General features: G+C 63.1%; 13 protein-coding genes and 2 pseudogenes. 10 read left to right on the top strand and 5 right to left on the bottom strand.

Features of this window, described 5'->3' with window-relative positions:
- Positions 1-46: 46 nt before the first annotated feature.
- The 8 genes and pseudogenes from BKP54_RS23085 to BKP54_RS23050 all read left to right on the top strand — a co-directional run bounded on the left by BKP54_RS23085 (position 47) and on the right by BKP54_RS23050 (position 8,573).
- Positions 47-928, top strand: coding sequence for a sugar ABC transporter permease (locus BKP54_RS23085; protein WP_025425258.1), 882 nt, complete (start codon positions 47-49; stop codon positions 926-928).
- Entirely contained in the window at positions 925-1,806 is an 882-nt protein-coding gene (locus tag BKP54_RS23080; protein WP_025425257.1) for a carbohydrate ABC transporter permease, read from the top strand. The genes BKP54_RS23085 and BKP54_RS23080 overlap by 4 nt, the downstream gene beginning before the upstream one ends.
- Positions 1,807-1,810: 4 nt before the next feature.
- Positions 1,811-2,926 carry a sn-glycerol-3-phosphate ABC transporter ATP-binding protein UgpC gene (gene ugpC, locus BKP54_RS23075; protein ID WP_025425256.1) on the top strand — a complete coding sequence of 372 codons (1,116 nt, stop codon included), beginning with the start codon at positions 1,811-1,813 and terminating at the stop codon, positions 2,924-2,926.
- A gap of 6 nt (positions 2,927-2,932) precedes the next feature.
- Complete coding sequence (locus BKP54_RS23070; protein ID WP_025425255.1) at positions 2,933-4,432, top strand: GMC family oxidoreductase; 1,500 nt, start codon at positions 2,933-2,935, stop codon at positions 4,430-4,432.
- Positions 4,429-5,208 carry a 3-ketoacyl-ACP reductase gene (locus tag BKP54_RS23065; protein WP_025425254.1) on the top strand — a complete coding sequence of 260 codons (780 nt, stop codon included), beginning with the start codon at positions 4,429-4,431 and terminating at the stop codon, positions 5,206-5,208. The genes BKP54_RS23070 and BKP54_RS23065 overlap by 4 nt, the downstream gene beginning before the upstream one ends.
- A gap of 107 nt (positions 5,209-5,315) precedes the next feature.
- Entirely contained in the window at positions 5,316-6,971 is a 1,656-nt protein-coding gene (locus tag BKP54_RS23060; RefSeq protein ID WP_025425253.1) for a GMC family oxidoreductase N-terminal domain-containing protein, read from the top strand.
- Positions 6,972-6,979: 8 nt separating this feature from the next.
- A complete protein-coding gene (locus BKP54_RS23055; protein ID WP_025425252.1) occupies positions 6,980-7,297 on the top strand; it encodes a Dabb family protein in 318 nt (105 codons plus the stop codon).
- 5 nt (positions 7,298-7,302) lie between these two features.
- A pseudogene (locus tag BKP54_RS23050) lies at positions 7,303-8,573 on the top strand (glycerate kinase).
- 86 nt (positions 8,574-8,659) lie between these two features.
- Here BKP54_RS23050 and BKP54_RS23045 read toward each other — a convergent pair.
- Positions 8,660-9,997 carry an aspartate aminotransferase family protein gene (locus BKP54_RS23045; protein ID WP_025425250.1) on the bottom strand — a complete coding sequence of 446 codons (1,338 nt, stop codon included), beginning with the start codon at positions 9,995-9,997 and terminating at the stop codon, positions 8,660-8,662.
- A gap of 149 nt (positions 9,998-10,146) precedes the next feature.
- Here BKP54_RS23045 and BKP54_RS23040 point away from each other — a divergent pair, with 149 nt between their 5' ends.
- Positions 10,147-10,695, top strand: coding sequence for a cupin domain-containing protein (locus BKP54_RS23040; protein WP_057226470.1), 549 nt, complete (start codon positions 10,147-10,149; stop codon positions 10,693-10,695).
- 181 nt (positions 10,696-10,876) lie between these two features.
- Here BKP54_RS23040 and BKP54_RS23035 read toward each other — a convergent pair whose 3' ends face one another.
- The 4 genes from BKP54_RS23035 to BKP54_RS23020 are packed head-to-tail and all read right to left on the bottom strand — an operon-like array spanning position 10,877 to position 16,514.
- Positions 10,877-12,109 carry a pyridoxal phosphate-dependent aminotransferase gene (locus BKP54_RS23035; RefSeq protein WP_057210881.1) on the bottom strand — a complete coding sequence of 411 codons (1,233 nt, stop codon included), beginning with the start codon at positions 12,107-12,109 and terminating at the stop codon, positions 10,877-10,879.
- Positions 12,110-12,118: 9 nt separating this feature from the next.
- Positions 12,119-13,651: an aldehyde dehydrogenase family protein gene (locus BKP54_RS23030; protein ID WP_025425247.1), complete on the bottom strand. Its 1,533-nt coding sequence runs from the start codon at positions 13,649-13,651 to the stop codon at positions 12,119-12,121.
- Positions 13,652-13,681: 30 nt separating this feature from the next.
- A complete protein-coding gene (locus tag BKP54_RS23025) occupies positions 13,682-15,103 on the bottom strand; it encodes an FAD-binding oxidoreductase (RefSeq protein ID WP_025425246.1) in 1,422 nt (473 codons plus the stop codon).
- 10 nt (positions 15,104-15,113) lie between these two features.
- The gene (locus BKP54_RS23020) at positions 15,114-16,514 is read right to left on the bottom strand and encodes a VOC family protein (protein WP_025425245.1); all 1,401 of its coding nucleotides are present in this window, start codon (positions 16,512-16,514) and stop codon (positions 15,114-15,116) included.
- A 113-nt stretch (positions 16,515-16,627) separates the two neighbouring features.
- Between BKP54_RS23020 and BKP54_RS23015 the strand changes: the two are divergent.
- Positions 16,628-17,520, top strand: a pseudogene (locus BKP54_RS23015) (LysR family transcriptional regulator).
- Positions 17,521-17,841: the final 321 nt, after the last annotated feature.

The following is a 17,841-nucleotide window of genomic DNA, read 5'->3' as shown; positions in this document are numbered from 1 at the left end:
ACCAGGGAGTTTCCCGACGGCAGAGCGCCAGAAGTGGTGAACGTTCATGGATAACCGCAGTCGACTGCAGGACCTGATACCGAAGCTGGTCCTTGCCCCGAGCTTCGTTATCGTCCTGATCTTTGTTTATGGCTTCATCGCCTATACCGGCTTCCTGTCGATGACGGACAGCAAGATGCTGCCGTCCTACAATTTCGTCGGTTTCAGCAATTATCAGAAGCTCTGGGCCCTGCCGCACTGGTGGCGGGCGGTGAGCAATCTGGCGATCTTCGCTTCGCTCTATATCGCCATCTGCTCGGTGCTGGGGCTTGGACTTGCGATCCTGCTCGACCAGAAGATCCGGGCGGAAGGCTTCCTACGGCCGATCTACCTCTATCCGATGGCGCTGTCGTTCATCGTGACCGGCACGGCCTGGAAGTGGTTCCTCGATCCCGGCATCGGGCTTGAAAACACCATGCACCTCTGGGGCTGGGAGAGCTTTTCGTTCAACTGGATCAAGGACCGCAACTACGCGATCTATTGCGTGGTGATCGCCGCCGTCTGGCAATCGACCGGCTTCATCATGGCGATGTTCCTTGCCGGTCTGCGCGGCGTCGACAACGAGATCATCAAGGCGGCGCAGATCGATGGCGCACCGACATCGACGATCTACCGGCGGATCATCATTCCCTTGATGCGGCCGGTCTTCCTCTCCGCCTTCGTCGTTCTCGCCCATCTGGCGATCAAGGCCTACGACCTGATCATCGCGCTCACCGGCGGCGGGCCGGGCCAGGCGACCGAATTGCCGGCGACTTTCATGTATTCCTACACCTTCACCCGCAACCAGATGGGCATCGGCGCCTCGTCGGCCATCATCATGCTGGTGATGATCTTCTCGATCATCGTTCCCTATCTCTACTCCGAAATCCGCGGAGGAAAACGCCCATGAGCGCCCCCAGCCCAGACAATGTCATCTCGCACAACCGCCTGACGCGTGCCCTGATCTACACGGTACTCATCGTCTTTGCGCTCTATTCGCTGCTGCCGCTCTATGTCATGCTGGTCAACTCGCTGAAACCGCTCGACGAGATCCGCCAGGGCGGCATGCTCAACCTACCGCAGACCCTGACACTGGAACCCTGGCTTTCGGCCTGGTCGACGGCGCAGATCGGAGTTCAGCCGACAGGCCTGAAGCCGTTCTTCATCAACTCGATCCTGATGGTGGTGCCGGCCGTCGCGATCTCGACGATGATCGGCGCGCTCAATGGCTACGTCCTGACCAAGTGGCGCTTTCCCGGTGCCAACATCTTCTTCGGCATGCTGCTCCTGTCGTGCTTCATCCCGTTCCAGATCGTGCTGATCCCGATGGCGCGCGTGCTTGGCATCATCGGCCTTGCCGGATCGATCTGGGGCCTGATCTTCGTCCACGTGATCTACGGCCTCGGCTTCACCACGCTCTATTTCCGCAACTACTACGAAGCCTTCCCGACGGAACTCGTGCGTGCGGCGCAGATCGATGGCGCCAGCTTCTTCCAGATCTTCTGGCGGATCCTGCTGCCGTCGTCCGGTCCGATCATCGTCGTCTCGGTCATCTGGCAGTTCACCAATATCTGGAACGACTTCCTGTTCGGGGCATCCTTCTCCGGCGCCTCTTCGACGCCGATGACGGTGGCGCTCAACAACCTCGTCAGCTCGTCGACCGGGGTCAAGGAATACAACGTTCATTTCGCGGGCGCGATCCTCGCCGCCCTGCCAACGCTCATCGTCTACATCGTGTCCGGCCGCTACTTCGTGCGCGGGCTGATGTCCGGCGCCGTGAAAGGATAAGCTCATGTCGTTCCTCAAAATCAGCAACCTGCGCAAATCCTACGGCTCGCTCGAGATCCTGAAGGACATCAATCTGGAGATCGACGAAGGCGGCTTCCTCGTGCTCGTCGGCCCGTCCGGCTGCGGCAAGTCCACCCTGCTCAACACCATTGCCGGGCTGGAGCCAATCACCTCGGGCGAGATCGCCATCAACGGCCGGTCGGTCGCCGATCTGCACCCGTCCAAGCGCGACATCGCCATGGTGTTCCAGTCCTACGCGCTCTATCCGAACATGACGGTTGCGGGCAACATCGCCTTCGGCATGGAAATCCGCGGCGTGCCGAAGGACGAACGCGAGAAGGCGATCAAGCAGGTCGCCGACATGCTGCAGATCGGCCATCTGCTCGATCGCAAGCCGAGCCAGCTTTCCGGCGGCCAGCGCCAGCGTGTCGCCATGGGCCGCGCCCTTGTGCGCAAGCCGCAGGTCTTTCTCTTCGACGAACCGCTGTCGAACCTGGACGCCAAGCTGCGCGTCGACATGCGCACCGAGATCAAGCGTCTCCACCACCGGATGAAGACAACCATCGTCTACGTCACCCACGACCAGATCGAGGCGATGACGCTGGCGACCAAGATCGCGGTATTGAAGGATGGCGTGCTGCAGCAATTCGGGACGCCGGCCGAAATCTACAACAATCCGGCCAACATGTTCGTCGCCGACTTCATGGGTTCGCCGGCCATGAACCTGCTGACGGCCCGGATCGAAAGGAACGGCGCCGATGTTGCCGTCACGCTCGCGCGCCCGAACGCCGAGCCGATGAAGCTCACCGTTCCGCATGCCAGCGGCGCACTCTCTACCTATGCCGGCAAGGACGTCGTCTTCGGCATCCGCCCGGAAGCACTGACCGACCCTGACGGTGCCGACCGCAATGCCAAGGCGATCGTCGAAGGCGAATGCCTGATCGAGGTGGTCGAGCCCGCCGGTTCGGACACCTTTGCGGTGACCCGCCTTGGCGGCAAGGAGGTCGTCGCCCGCCTGCGTGCCGATGCGCGCATCGCACCCGGCCAGACGTCGCAGCTCGCCTTCAATCTCGACAAGGCGGTGTTCTTCGATCCTCAGACGCAGCAACGGATCGCGTAACGGCCGATGGAGCAGCAGCCGGATATCGTCATCATCGGGTCGGGCATCGGCGGCTCCACCGTTGCGGCGGGGCTCGCCGGCTCCGGGGCGCGCATAGCCATACTCGAGCGCGGCGAGCGCCTGCCCGACACACCGGAAGCGCGCAGCTATAGTTCGATCTTCGTCAAGGGCCATTTCCGGCCCAAGGAGATGTGGCGCGAAGCCGACGGCACGGAGTTCAATCCGGGCAATTTCTATTTCGTTGGCGGCAATTCCAAACTCTTCGGTGCGGTGCTCTTGCGCTACCGTGCAGAGGATTTCACCGAGATGCAGCATCTTGGCGGCGTTTCGCCGGCATGGCCCTTTCTCTATGAAGAGCTGGAGCCGTGGTACGGCAAAGCCGAGCAACTGTTCGAGGTGCGTGGCGAATTGGGTCAGGACCCTACGGAGCCGTTCCACGCCTCGCCCTACCCTTATGGCCCGGTACCGGACGAGCCGGCAATTGCTCGCGCGCGCGCCGAGTTGAAGGCGCAGGGGCTCAATCCGGCGACGCTGCCGCTTGGCGTCGACATCGAGACGTGGCTGGCAGGCGGGCGCACGCCATGGGACGGGTTTCCCAACACCGGCAAGGGCAAGAAGGATGCCGAGACCGCATCGCTCGCCTCCGCGCTGAATGACCCCAACATCGAGCTGATCACCTCCGCGCATGTCGACACGCTGGAGAAAGGTCGGGGCGGCCGGATCGAGGCGGTCCATTACACCCATAGGGGCGAGAAGAAGCGCCTGTCGCCCAAGTTGGTGATCCTGTCGGCGGGCGCGATCAACTCGGCCGCCATCTTGCTGCGCTCCGGCGATGGCAAGGGGCTCGCCAACGCCTCCGGCCAGGTCGGCCGCAACTTCATGAACCACAATTGCAGCGCCATGCTGGCGATCAATCCGTTCAGGCGCAATGACAGCATCTACCAGAAGACGCTGATGCTGAACGATTATTACCTGACCGGCGGCAGGGACGGTTTGCCACTCGGCAATGTCCAGCTGCTCGGCAAGATCAACGGTGACATCCTCAAGGCCAATGCGCCGGTCTGGGCGCCGCGCTTCGCATTGGATTTCATGGCCGGTCATGCGGTCGACTGGTACATGATGACGGAGGACCTGCCGAACCCGGAAAGCCGCATCATGGTCGACGGCAAGGGCATCATCATGCAGTGGCGGCGCTCGAACATGGAGGCGCTTTCCGGGCTCGAAGCGAAGATGCGCGCCCACTTCAAAGCTGCAGGCTATCCGATCGTGCTCTCCCAGGCCTTCGACAAGCGCACGCCGTCGCACCAGTGCGGCACGATCCGGATGGGCACCGATCCCGGTCAGGCGCCGCTCGACGTTTATTGCCGCGCCTTCGATCATCCGAACCTCTTTGTCGTCGATGCCGGCTTCCTGCCAACGTCCGCTGCGGTCAACCCGGCGCTGACGGTGGCGGCACAGGCGCTGCGCGTTGCCGACCATATCGTTGCGAAGGAGCTGAGAGCATGACGACATCGACGCGTCCCGTGGCTGTTGTCACCGGTGGCCGGCGCGGAATCGGACTCGGCGTGGCCCGGGCACTGGCGCGCGACGGCTTCGACATAGCGCTGACGGGGCTCGGTGCGGCGGATCAAGCGACGCAAGCCACGCTCTCCGAGCTATCGGCGCAAGGCGGTCGCGCCATCTACCTCGAGGCCAATCTCGCCGATATCGGCGCGCATGCCGCCACCGTCGCCTGCATCCGCCAGGAACTGGGCCCGATCCGCTGCCTCGTCAACAACGCCGGCATCGCCTCCGTCGTGCGCGGCGACTTTCTCGACCTTCTGCCGGAGAATTTCGACACGATCGTCGCCACCAACTTGCGCGGCACAGTGTTCTTCACCCAGGCCGTGTTGCTCTCGATGCTCACCGAGCCGCCAGGTGCGGCGCCACGTTCAATCATCAACATCACATCGGTTTCCGCGACCATGAGTTCGCCCGAGCGGCTCGACTATTGCATGACCAAGGCCGGCCTTGCCGCCTTCAGCCAGGGGCTCGCCTTGCGGCTGGCCGACACAGGCATCTCCGTCTTCGAAATCCGGCCCGGGGTCATCCGGTCTGACATGACCGCTGGCGTCTCGGCGAAATACGACGCCCTGATCGACGGCGGACTGGTGCCGATGAAACGCTGGGGCGAGCCAGAAGACATCGGCAACATCGCCGCAGGGCTTGCCAGCGGCAAATTCGGCTTTGCGACCGGCTCAGTCATCCAGGCCGATGGCGGCCTGTCGATCGGTCGACTCTAGAAAATAGTGCAGGGCAGTCCGGGGCTCGCAACGGCGAGCAGGTTTCGAGTTTAACACGTCGGAAATTTGGAACGTTCCAAATGCCGTGCCGTGGAGGAAGACAGGCAATGACATACGACTATATCATCACCGGTGCCGGCCCTGCCGGCTGCGTTCTCGCCAACCGTCTCTCTGAGGATCCGTCGGTCCGCGTCCTGTTGCTGGAGGCGGGTGGCGGCGACTGGAACCCGCTGTTTCACATGCCGGCCGGTTTTGCCAAGATGACCAAGGGAGTTGCAAGTTGGGGCTGGGAGACCGTGCCACAGAAACACATGAAGGGCAGGGTGCTGCGCTACACCCAGGCCAAGGTCATCGGCGGCGGTTCGTCGATCAATGCCCAGCTCTACACCCGCGGCAATGCGGCCGACTATGACCTCTGGGCGTCCGAGGACGGCTGTGCCGGCTGGGACTATCGCAGCGTTCTTCCCTATTTCAAGCGCGCCGAAGACAACCAGCGCTTCGCCGACGACTATCATGCCTATGGCGGTCCGCTCGGCGTCTCGATGCCGGTTTCTACCTTGCCGATCTGCGATGCCTACATCCGCGCCGGCCAGGAACTCGGCATTCCCTACAATCACGATTTCAACGGCCGTCAGCAGGCCGGCGTCGGCTTCTACCAACTGACGCAGCGCAATCGCCGGCGTTCGAGCGCGTCGCTTGCCTATCTCTCACCGATCAAGGACCGCCGGAACCTTACCGTTCGCACCGGAACGCGCGTCGCCCGGATCGTGCTCGAGGGTACGCGCGCCGTCGGCGTCGAGGTGGTGACGGCGAAGGGAAGCGAGACGATCCGGGCGGAGCGGGAAGTTCTGGTCACGTCGGGCGCCATCGGTTCGCCGAAGCTGCTCCTTCAATCCGGTATCGGCCCGGCGGATCACCTGAAGTCGGTGGGCGTGCCGGTAAAGCACGACCTACCCGGCGTCGGTGGCAATCTGCAGGACCACCTCGATCTGTTCGTCATTTCCGAATGCACCGGCGATCACACCTACGACAACGTCGCGAAGCTGCACCGGACGCTCTGGGCCGGCCTGCAATACGTGCTTTTCCGCTCCGGCCCGGTGGCATCGAGCCTGTTTGAGACCGGCGGCTTCTGGTACGCCGACCCGGATGCCCGCTCGCCGGATATCCAGTTCCATCTCGGCCTCGGCTCCGGCATCGAGGCTGGCGTCGCGCGACTGAAGAACGCCGGCGTGACGCTCAATTCCGCCTATCTGCATCCGCGCTCACGCGGCACCGTCAGGCTTTCCGACGCTGATCCGGCCGCAGCGCCGCTGATCGATCCGAATTACTGGGAAGATCCGCACGACCGCAAGATGTCGATCGAGGGGCTGAAGATAGCCCGCGAGATCATGCAGCAGGCCGCCCTCAAGCCTTTCGTGCTGGCGGAACGTTTGCCGGGCAACACTGTCGTCTCCGACGAGCAGTTCTTCGACTATGGCTGCGCCAATGCCAAGACCGACCACCACCCGGTCGGCACCTGCAAGATGGGCACCGACGCCATGGCCGTGGTCGGACTCGATCTGAAAGTGCGTGGGCTGGAGGGCCTTCGCGTCTGCGACAGTTCGGTCATGCCGCGCGTTCCCTCTTGCAACACCAACGGGCCGACGATCATGATGGGCGAAAAGGGCGCCGACATCATTCGCGAGCGCCAGCCCTTGCCGCCGGAGATCTTCGCCCATGAACGAAACGATGCCCGGCCACGTGCCCGCGCCGATATCCGTTGAGGAAAACCATGATCCGCCACTGTGTCTTCATTCGCTTTCGTCCAGACGTTTCGGCGGATGAGAAAGCGTCGATCTTCGCCGAGATCGCGGCGCTAAAAAGCCGGCTTCCCGGCCTTCTCGCGACCTATGCCGGCGCCAATGTCAGCCCGGAAGTGGGCATGGACAAAGGGTATGCCGAGGGTTTCATCGTCGATTTCTCCGACGCAGCCGCGCGTGACGCCTATCTCGACGATCCGGAGCATCGGCAGACCGGTGCAAAGATCGTCGCGGCGGCGCAAGGCGGCATCGACGGCATTTTCGTCTACGATCTCGAAATCGCGGGCTGAAGACGATGGCGGCCTTCGAAGCGCGTCCCTTTCTCACCGCCCTTTTCGACGCGGCCGTCCGCGCCGCCGATCCCTATGAGGCGATCCGCGCGCATCTGCCGGAAAAGCCGAAGGGACGAACGATCGTTGTCGGCGCGGGCAAGGCCGCAAGCCAGATGGCCGCAGCTTTCGAAAAGCTGTGGGATCACCCGCTGACCGGCGCCGTCGTTGCGCGCCACGGGCCGATTGAACGCTGCGAGCGCATTCGCGTGTTGCAATCCGCCCATCCGGTGCCGGATGAGGCTGGCCTTCGGGCGTCGGAAGAGCTGCTGAAGCTGGTGGAAGGCCTGACCGCTGACGATCTGGTTGTCGCTCTGATTTCGGGTGGTGGATCGTCCTTGCTGCCGGCGCCGCCGGAGGGTTTGATGCTTGCCGACGAGATCGCCGTCAACCGGGCGCTGCTTGCCTCCGGCGCACCGATTTCCGCGATGAACGTCGTGCGCAAACATGTGTCGCGCATCAAGGGAGGCCGTCTTGCGGCGGCCGCTGGGCCGGCGCGTGTCGTCAGCCTCGTCGTTTCCGACGTTCCCGGCGACAACCCCGCTTTCGTTGCCTCGGGCCCGACAGTGCCTGACGGGTCGACGGTGGAGGAGGCGCTGGAGATCGTCGGCCGCTATCGCATGGCTCTTCCCGATGGCGTGGTGGCCCACTTGCGATCCGGTGCCGCGCGGGCACCTGATCCGTCCGAACCGGTTTTCCGTCGGCACGAATGCCACGTGATTGCGTCGGCGCGTGTCTCGCTGGAGGCTGCAGCAAGGACGGCGCAGGAATTGGGTGTAGAGGCGCGCATTCTTTCTGATGCGATTGAAGGCGAGGCGCGCGATATCGGCCGCATGCATGCGGCGCTGGCGCGTGAAGTCGCCCAGCGCAATCAACCTTTCGAAAAGCCGGTCGTGCTGCTTTCCGGCGGCGAAACGACTGTGACGATATCGGGCAAGGATTACGGCAAAGGCGGCCGCAACAGCGAGCTGTTGCTGTCGCTGGCGCTCGACATCGAGGGGCTCGACGGGATCGATGCCCTGGCGGCGGATACGGACGGCATCGACGGGTCTGAGGACAATGCCGGCGCCTTTGCCGATGGCGGCAGCGTCAGTCGCATGCGTACTGCCGGTGCTGATCCGCGGGCGCATCTGGCGCGCCACGATGCCTGGTCGCATTCTCAGTGAGTGGCGATCTTTTCGCGCCCGGTCCGACTGGAACCAATGTCAATGACTTCAGGGCGATGCTAATCCGTTAGCCGGATTCTCCGGCTCAAGGCAGAACAGAAAATCTGCGTGTCATGGTCGCGCCAAACGTTTCGGCGGCGACCATGATCTCTTGTTTTTACTTGGCGCGCTTCAAGGCATCGCCGAGGATCGAGACGATTTCGCCGAAGTGATTTTCGTCGGCGATCAGCGGCGGCGAGAAGGCGATGATGTCGCCGGTCACGCGGATCAGCAGCCCCTTTTCGAAGCAATCGACGAAGACCTCATAGGCGCGGGCGCCGACAGCACCCTCGCGTGACTGCAGCTCGATGCCGGCGATGAGGCCGATGGTGCGGATGTCGATGACATGCGGCAGGCCGTTCAGCGAATGCATGGCATCATGCCAGGCGTCCTGCAGCTCGGTGGCGCGGGTCATCAGGCCCTCATCGCGATAGATGTCGAGCGTGGCGATACCCGCGGCGCAGGCGGCCGGGTGGCCGGAATAGGTGTAGCCGTGGAAGAGCTCGATCTGGTTTTCCGGGCCGTGCATCAATGCGTCGTGCACCTTGCGGCTGGCAAAGACCGCGCCCATTGGGATGGCGCCGTTGGTGAGCCCCTTCGCCGCCGTCACCAGGTCCGGGGTGACGCCGAAGAAGTCGGTGGCGAACGCAGCGCCAAGGCGACCGAAGCCGGTGATGACTTCGTCGAAGATCAACAGGATGCCGTGTTTGTCGCAGATCGCGCGCAGCCGCTCGAGATAGCCCTTCGGCGGGATGAGCACGCCCGTCGAACCGGCAACCGGCTCGACGATGCAGGCGGCGATGGTTTCGGCGCCGTGTAGCGCCACCAGCCGTTCGAGATCGTCGGCAAGTTCGGCGCCGTGCTCGGGCTGGCCCTTGACGAAGGCATTCTTGGCAAGGTCGTGGGTGTGGCGCAGATGGTCGGAACCGGGAAGCTGCGGGAAGACGCGGCGGTTGTTGAGGATGCCGCCCACCGAAATGCCGCCGAAGCCGACGCCGTGGTAGCCGCGCTCGCGCCCGATCAGCCGCGTGCGAGTGCCCTGGCCGATCGCGCGCTGATAGGCGATGGCCATCTTCAGCGCCGTGTCAACCGATTCCGAGCCCGAGCCGGTGAAGAACACGCGGTCGAGCTTCTGGCCTTCCGGCCCCGGCGCGATTTCGGCAAGGCGTTCGGCAAAATCGAAGGCGATCGGGTGGCCCATCTGGAAGGAGGGGGCGAAATCCATCGTCGACAGCTGGCGTTCGACGGCTGACGCGATCTGGCGGCGGCCGTGGCCGGCGTTGACGCACCAGAGACCGGCGGTGCCGTCGAGGATCGTGCGGCCATCGGTGCTGGTGTAGTGCATGCCCTCGGCGGAGGCGAGCAAGCGCGGTGCCGCCTTGAACTGCCGGTTGGCGGTAAAGGGCATCCAGTAGCTGTCGAGTACGGGGGCGTTGGGTTTGGTGTGCTGGTTCATGGCATCCTCCTGAAGATCAGGGGATTGACGCCATGATTTGAATTGCCAAACAAGTCCTTTTCTGTTGTCATTCAAGCCATTGAATTTTATACAACGAGGTTTGCGAAATTGCGATATTTCGAACAACCTGAACACCGAGATGGACACCCATGAGCGTCGACATTGGAAACCGGCTTCGCCACCTCCGGCTGATGCACAATCTTTCGCAGCGCGAACTTGCCAAGCGAGCGGGCGTGACCAACTCGACGATCTCGCTGATCGAGTCGAATGCGTCCAATCCGTCGGTCGGCGCACTGAAGCGCATCCTCGACGGCATACCGATCGGACTTGCGGAGTTCTTTTCGTTCGAGCCTGAACGGCCGCGCAAGGCATTCTACGCCGCAGAGGAACTGGTCGAGATCGGCAAAGGGCCGATCTCCTATCGCCAGATCGGCGACAATCTCTTTGGCCGCAGCCTGCAGATCCTGAAGGAATGTTATCAGCCGGGCGCGGACACTGGAAAAGTGCCGCTGGTGCATGAAGGCGAGGAGGGCGGCATCGTGCTGTCGGGGCGCATTGAGGTCACCGTCGACGACGAGCGGCGGATTCTCGGGCCTGGGGATGCGTACTATTTCGAAAGCCGGCGACTGCACCGATTTCGTTGCGTCGGGCCGGTACCTTGCGAGGTGATCAGCGCCTGCACGCCGCCGACGTTTTGAAGGAAGGGAGCGGGCGCCCCTCATCCCGCTGCCGCGACCTTCTCCCCGCCTGCGGGGAGAAGGGATATGCCGCCAGCGCCTCATACTCTCTTTGCGAACAGGAGTAGAGAGGCAGCTGTTTGCGCGACCGTCCCCTCTCCCGCAAGCGGGGAGAGGGCTAGGGTGAGGGGCTACTTCCGAGTTACGAAAGCCGAGCGCAGGCGTCGGCGATGCGCATGAGCGCTTCCTTCAGTTCCGCTTCCGACGTCGCATAGGAGATGCGGAAGAACGGCGACAGGCCGAAGGCCGAGCCGGGGACAACGGCGACATGGGCGTCGTCGAGCAGGTAGGCGCAGAAGTCCGTGTCCGTCTCGATCGTCTTGCCCGAAGGCGTCACCTTGCCGAGCATGCCGGCGCAGCCGGAGAAGGTGTAGAAGGCGCCTTCCGGAACGCGGCAGTCGAGACCGTCGATGGCGTTGAGGCCGTTGACGACGAGATTGCGGCGGTGCTGGAAGCTGGCCGTGCGTTCCTTCAGGAAATCCTGCGGGCCGGTCAGGGCTGCCACCGAAGCGGCCTGGCTGACCGAAGACGGGCAGGAGGTCGCCTGGCTCTGGACGACAGCCATCGCCTTGATCAGCTCGCGCGGACCACCGGCATAGCCGATGCGCCAGCCGGTCATGGCATAGGCCTTGGAGACACCGTTGACCGTCAGGGTGCGGTCCTTGAGCCGAGGCTCCAGTTGGGCCGGGGTGACGAAGCGGAAGCCGTCATAGACGATGTGCTCGTACATGTCGTCGACCAGCAGCCACACATGCGGATGCCTCAAGAGCACGTCGAGCAGCGGCCGGTAGTCGTCAGCGCTGTAGGCGGCACCCGAAGGGTTGGAGGGTGAGTTGAGAAGCACCCAGCGCGTCTTCGGCGTGATCGCCGCTTCGAGCTTGTCGGCGGTGAGCCGGAAACCGGAGGCCGCGTCGCAGGGGATCAGCACCGGCTTGCCTTCGCAGATCTGGACGATATCCGAATAGGAGGTCCAGTACGGCGTCGGAATGACAACTTCGTCGCCGGCGTCGATCGTCGCCATCATGGCGTTGAACAGGATCTGCTTGGCGCCGGTGGCAATGGTGATCTCGTCCTGTTCGTAGGCGAGGCCGTTCTCGCGCTGGAACTTTTCACGGATCGCCTTCTTCAGTTCCGGCGTGCCGTCGAGTGCGGTGTATTTGGTTTCGCCGCGCTGGATCGCCTCGCAGGCGGCCTGCTTGACGTAGTCAGGCGTGTCGAAATCCGGCTCGCCTGCGCCGAGAATAATGACCGGCTTGCCCTCGCGCTTCATCGCTTGCGCGCGCGCGCCGATCTTGAGGATTTCGGATACTCCGATCGAAGAGATCCGCGAGGCGGGCTTGAAGCCCGCCTCCTTGACCGTTGCGTTGATGGTCATCGCTTGGTCCTACTCGATATCGAAGGAGACGCCCTGTGCCAGTGGCAGGGCCTTCGAGTAGTTCACCGTGTTGGTGGCGCGACGCATGTAGGCCTTCCACGAATCGGAGCCCGATTCGCGGCCGCCGCCGGTTTCCTTTTCACCGCCGAAGGCGCCGCCGATTTCCGCACCTGAGGTGCCGATGTTGACGTTGGCGATGCCGCAATCCGAGCCGTCGACGGCCAGGAACCGTTCGGATTCCTGCATGTCGCGGGTGAAGATCGACGAGGACAGGCCGGCTGCAACCGCATTGTGGTCGGCAACGACTGCGTCGAAGTCGCTGTACTTCATGACGTAGAGGATCGGCGCGAAGGTTTCTTCGAGGACCGGGCCTGCCTGCTCAGGCATTTCGACCAGGGCGGGCTTGGCGTAGTAGCCGTTGGCATAACCGAGCTCGACGCGTTCGCCGCCGGTGACGGCGCCGCCATGGGCCTTGGCTTCGTCGATTGCCTTCTGCATGCCGTCGAAAGCGGCCTTGTCGACCAGCGGGCCGACGAGTGCGGTGGTTTCCAGCGGATTGCCGACCGAGACCGAGCCATAGGCCTTCTTCAGGCGGGGAACGAGCTGGTCGTAGACGCTTTCATGCACGAACAGGCGGCGCATGGTCGTGCAGCGCTGGCCGGCGGTGCCCATGGCGCCGAAGGCGATGGCGCGCAGCGCCATGTCGAGATCGGCCGATGGGCAGACGATACCGGCATTGTTGCCGCCGAGTTCGAGGATGGCGCGGGCGAAGCGCTTGGCAAGACGCGGGCCGACGTCGCGGCCCATGCGGGTCGAGCCGGTGGCCGAGACCAACGGAACCTTCGGGTTGTCGACGAGGACTTCACCGACGGCGCGGTCGCCGATCAGAACCTGCGACAGGCCTTCCGGGGCGTCGCCGAAGCGGGCAAGCGCGCGTTCGAAGATAGCCTGCGATGCAAGCGCCGTGAGCGGGGTCTTTTCCGACGGCTTCCAGACGACGGAGTTGCCGCAGACGAGCGCCAGCGCCGTGTTCCACGACCAGACGGCGACCGGGAAGTTGAAGGCGGAGATGACGCCGACGACGCCGAGCGGATGCCAGGTTTCCATCATGCGGTGGCCGGGACGCTCCGTGGCGATCGTCAGACCGTAGAGCTGGCGGGAAAGGCCGACTGCGAAATCGCAGATGTCGATCATTTCCTGAACTTCGCCGAGGCCCTCGGAGGTGATCTTGCCGGCTTCGATCGAAACGAGGCGGCCGAGGTCGGCCTTGAAGGCGCGTAGCTCTTCGCCGAGCAGGCGGATCAATTCGCCGCGCTTCGGTGCCGGAACGAGGCGCCAGGCCTTGAAGGCTTCATGCGCCTTGTCGATCTTGGCGGCAGCCTCCGTGGCCGAAACCGTCTTCAGGCTGGCGATCTGTTCGCCCGTGACCGGGCTGAACGACGGCATGTCGCCGCCGGTGTAGAGTTCCTTGGCGACGCCCATCTTCTCGAGGAGGGCTGCTGCCTCCTTGGTGACGTCGATCTTCTTCGTTGCAATGTTCATCTGGTCTGACTCCCGTTTTCCTGCCCTGGCCTATCCGAAGCGCACGCTGCCGAGTTTCCCCGGCGAGGTGAGCGTCTTCAGGCCCGCGGCCATGTCCTTGAGTTTGTCGGTTGTATAAACGTCGTAGTAGGCCTGGTTGCGGCGGCCTATCGCATGTTCCGCGCTGAAACTGCCGTGATACTCCTCGACCGCCACGGCGAAAACCCATTCTCTCAAACGCTGCTCGAATGTCGGATCGCTGAGCAGCGCGCTGTCCTTCGGCACCACGAGATTGAAGTGTACACCACCATCGCCGATATGGCCGAAGTCGCAGACGGTGACATCAGGAAACCTCGTCGGCATTTCGGCCTTCATATGGTCGCAGAAGGCCATGATGTCACCCCTGCGGAAGGAGACGTCGAAGGCGATCAGCTTGCCCAGGTGTTTCACACCTTCCGAAAGTGCGTGGCGCAGCGCCCAGACCTCATGCGGCGGGCCGACGAACGCGTCGGCGAGCGGTGCCGTCTCCATCTCCCAGATCTCGGCCAGCACCGTTTCAAGCACGGCGTCGAGCGATTGCTCGCCTTCGCGTGGGGCCCAGGTGCGGCTGATTTCCGCGAGAATGACGTATTCAGGGACGTGTCCGCCCTGGAACGGGTTCTTCAGCGAAGGCACATGCGCGAACGCCGCCTTGACGGCGTTGCTCGACATGCCCTCGAAGGCCGAGAGGTAGGCGCCGAGCCGCTCTTCCATGGCGCGCAGCAGCGGCAGCACATGGGCGCCGCTTGCCGGCACCAGCAATGCGGTCGCCGTCTGCTGCGGCAGGCGCTCCAGATTGAGCACGCATTCCGTGATGATGCCGAAGGCGCCCGACGTGCCGACGAAGACCTGCTTCCAGTCGACGCCGGTGTTGTTCTTGCGCAGGTCGCATTGAAGATCGAGCACGGTGCCGTCTTCATCGGCGAGAACCACGGTGAGGCCCAGCGTGTTGCGGCGCACGTCGCCGTATTTCAGGAAACGCGAGCCGCCGGTGTTGGTGGCGATCATGCCGCCGATGCGCGGATCGGCGCCGAGATCGATCGGGAAAAACAGGCCATGTTCTTCCAGCCGGCGGTTGAGATCGGAAAGCCTGAACCCGGCATCGACGCGCACCGAACGATTGTCGAGATCGAGTTCGAACGCTTTGGTGAGGCGGTCGAGGCTGAGGATCGCTTCGTTGCCGGAACTATCAGGGGTCGAGCCCGAGACCAGTCCGGTATTGCCCGATTGCGGGATCAGGGCGATGCCATGACGCACGCAATAGGCAACGGTTGCCGAGGTTTCCACTGTTGTCGCCGGCCGCAGAACGACCGAAGCCCGGCCACGATCGTAGCGCGCGCCGGTCTCGTAGGCTTCCATGTCTTCAGCACGCGTGACCACACCCTTGTCGCCAAGGATGCCGGTCAGCGCGTCTATGTGTACCTGTTCAATCATCGTGAACGCATCATTCCGCAGCCATGGCTGCGGTCAAGGCCCGCAGGCAGCTTTCGATCGATGCCTCTTCGATGCCGGCATAGTGATCGAACTCGTTGAGCACTGTGGCGCCGAGGTCAATCTCGAAGCGCTTCTGGTTCGGGCTTGCGACAAAAGCCTGCTGCGCGCCGTCGCCGAGATTGGACTGGAAGATGCCTGCGGCGCTGACCGGCAGGAAGTCTTCGTAGACGATGGCGTCGAACTGCACGAGGCCGTCGGCGATCAGCGTGTTGATATCGCGGCGGTCGGAAATCCGGGTCTTCAAGCCCTTCTCGGTCAGTGAATAGCTGAAATAGCCAAGGCCGGCTTCGCGAATGCCTGCCCAGGTGTCGGGGAAGCTTTCGAAGGCTTTGGCAAGCGCGGCTTCATAGTCGCGGGCGTTGGAGCCGTCGGCTGCCGGGCGCACGATCTTGCGCGAGGCTTCCAGAAGCTCGTCGTAGAGCGCACGGCCCTTGGGAGTGAGCGCAATGCCGCGCTGCTCGATCTCGCCGAAGCGGGCGGTGTGCGAGCCGGCTTTCCAGTCGCCGCCGCCATCACGGAAGGAAACGGCCTCTTCCAGCGCCTTGAACGAGGTCTGGCGAAGCAGGATTGGGCATTTGCGGGTCGGCGGACCTTCGACGACGGCCTTCGGCGCGATGCCGAATTCGGGCATCAGCGCCTGGACCTGGTCGATATCCAGCGTGCGCGGCGTCAGGTGATTGATATGCGGGCCCTTGAACGACACGACGTCGGCGATCAGCCGGTGGGCGTCATGCAGGCGCTTGTACATGTCGGCGCTGACATTGGCCCTGTCGTGCCAGCGGAAGGTCTCCAGCACTTCGGAGACGAAACGCTCGGCGTCGGCCTTGTCGAGGCCGCCATCACGCTCGGCCTTTTCGGCGAGTTCGATGGCAACAGGCGTAAAGATCCGACGCTCGGCCAGGATCGCCTCGGATGCGGCGCGCAGACTCTCGTCCGCAATCAGGTCAAGGCGAAGAAGCGAGGTGAAGACACGGAAGGGATTGCGCTTCAGAGCGGTTTCGCCAACCGGGCGGAAGGCGGTCGAGTGCACCGGTACGCCGGCGGTCGAAAGATCGTAGTAGCCGACCGGGTACATGCCCATGACAGCAAAGACGCGACGCATCATCGAGAGTTCAGCAGGCGTGCCGAGACGGATTGCGCCGTGGCGCTCCTCGGAAATGCGATCAAGCGAATCCGTTGCATCGAGGCGCTCTTTCAGCGCCGGGTCGGCATTGAGCGTATCGTCGTTGACCTTGGCAACCAGTTCCATCAGCGTGCCGTAAGCAGGCACTTCCTCGCGGTACATGACCGACATGGCTGCGGAAAAGGCCGAACGGATATCATCGGCGGATACGAAACTATTCTCTTTCACTGGGGCTCGCCTCGCGCTATGGGTGAAGGACAAGGTCATTCTCATTTCGGATCATATCCAAAGGAAGCGGCCATTGATCGCGCTGCTTGTGACTATGTTGATGCGAGGCTGGAATGAAGTTAAGCCGCAGACTGGTTCCTGATGTTACGACGCTGCAGGCTTTCGAATGCGCGGCACGGCACGGCAGCTTCACGCAGGCAGCCGCCGAACTCAATCTGACCCAGAGTGCCGTCAGCCGTCAGATCAAGGATCTGGAGAACCAGCTCGGCGTTCTCCTGTTTGAGCGGGTGCGCCAGCGCGTCATTCTCTCCGAGGCCGGGCAGAAGTTCCTGCCCGAGGTTCGCCGCCTGCTCAACCAGACCGAAGAGCTGATGGTGCGGGCAATGGCCTCGGCGCGCGCGACTCGACATTGTCGATCGCGTCGCTGCCGACCTTCGGCAGCCGTTGGCTGGTGCCGCGCCTGCCGGATTTTCTTCGCCAGCACCCCGATACCGTGGTCAATATCGCGTCGCGGTCGGCACCCTTCGATTTCGACGAGCAGAACTTCGACATCGCCATCCACTACGGCCAGCCGGTTTGGGCGCATGCCACCTGCAGCTATCTCTGCAGCGAGATCATCGTGCCGGCGGCAAGCCCGACCCTGCTTGCGGCCAATCCGGTGGCGACGCTGGAGGATATCGTCGGCGGTCCGCTGCTGCACCTGGCGACGCGACCCAAACTCTGGGCGCAATGGTTCGAGGCCAACGGCATGGATGGAAGGGGTGCCTATCGCGGTAACCGCTTCGATCAGTTCTCGATGGTGATCGAGGCGGCCACGGCCGGTCTCGGTTTCGCCTTGCTGCCCCGCTATCTGATCGAACAGGAGCTGGCAGCGGGAACATTGCGCATCGTTCTCGACCGGCCGATGCAGACGGAGAACAGTTATTATCTCGCGGTTCCGGAAGGCAAACTCGAAAACCCGATCAGTCTCGCCTTCCGCGAATGGATCACTGAACAGGTCGGGTAGGTTTCCCATCCTCGAACATGTTTCGACCGATGGCCGGAACCTTCCTGACGCCGTCGGCGTTTCGCGACGGACTGCTACCCAGAGATGCGCCGGGAAGGGGCAAAATTGATACATAGATTTGAGGTTGCCATAGGCGAGCGCGGACTATTGCGTTTTCGCCCGATGAGAGTGTGCGCAATTCGTCCAAACTTGCGCCGCCGATCCTTGCAAGCTGTTGGCACCACGGCTAAAAAATGCCACTTTCATGCATCACGCGGCCTTGAAAACCAATGCGCCGCCGGCTTTGCTTTCTCTGATGCCCAGTTCAAGGGCGGCGCCAGT

Source organism: Ensifer sp. 1H6 (genome assembly GCF_001976035.1).
In the GTDB taxonomy this organism is placed as follows: Bacteria; Pseudomonadota; Alphaproteobacteria; order Rhizobiales; family Rhizobiaceae; genus Ensifer; species Ensifer canadensis.
The sequence above is the reverse complement of the archived record's forward strand: the minus strand, read 5'-3'. Positions and strand labels throughout refer to the sequence as shown.

Bases quoted from the DNA above. Each gene is read 5' to 3' on its own strand.
- BKP54_RS23085 (WP_025425258.1), top strand. From the start codon at position 47: ATGGATAACCGCAGTCGACTGCAGGACCTGATACCGAAGCTGGTCCTT.
- BKP54_RS23080 (WP_025425257.1), top strand. From the start codon at position 925: ATGAGCGCCCCCAGCCCAGACAATGTCATCTCGCACAACCGCCTGACG.
- ugpC (WP_025425256.1), top strand. From the start codon at position 1,811: ATGTCGTTCCTCAAAATCAGCAACCTGCGCAAATCCTACGGCTCGCTC.
- BKP54_RS23070 (WP_025425255.1), top strand. From the start codon at position 2,933: ATGGAGCAGCAGCCGGATATCGTCATCATCGGGTCGGGCATCGGCGGC.
- BKP54_RS23065 (WP_025425254.1), top strand. From the start codon at position 4,429: ATGACGACATCGACGCGTCCCGTGGCTGTTGTCACCGGTGGCCGGCGC.
- BKP54_RS23060 (WP_025425253.1), top strand. From the start codon at position 5,316: ATGACATACGACTATATCATCACCGGTGCCGGCCCTGCCGGCTGCGTT.
- BKP54_RS23055 (WP_025425252.1), top strand. From the start codon at position 6,980: ATGATCCGCCACTGTGTCTTCATTCGCTTTCGTCCAGACGTTTCGGCG.
- BKP54_RS23045 (WP_025425250.1), bottom strand. From the start codon at position 9,997: ATGAACCAGCACACCAAACCCAACGCCCCCGTACTCGACAGCTACTGG.
- BKP54_RS23040 (WP_057226470.1), top strand. From the start codon at position 10,147: ATGAGCGTCGACATTGGAAACCGGCTTCGCCACCTCCGGCTGATGCAC.
- BKP54_RS23035 (WP_057210881.1), bottom strand. From the start codon at position 12,109: ATGACCATCAACGCAACGGTCAAGGAGGCGGGCTTCAAGCCCGCCTCG.
- BKP54_RS23030 (WP_025425247.1), bottom strand. From the start codon at position 13,651: ATGAACATTGCAACGAAGAAGATCGACGTCACCAAGGAGGCAGCAGCC.
- BKP54_RS23025 (WP_025425246.1), bottom strand. From the start codon at position 15,103: ATGATTGAACAGGTACACATAGACGCGCTGACCGGCATCCTTGGCGAC.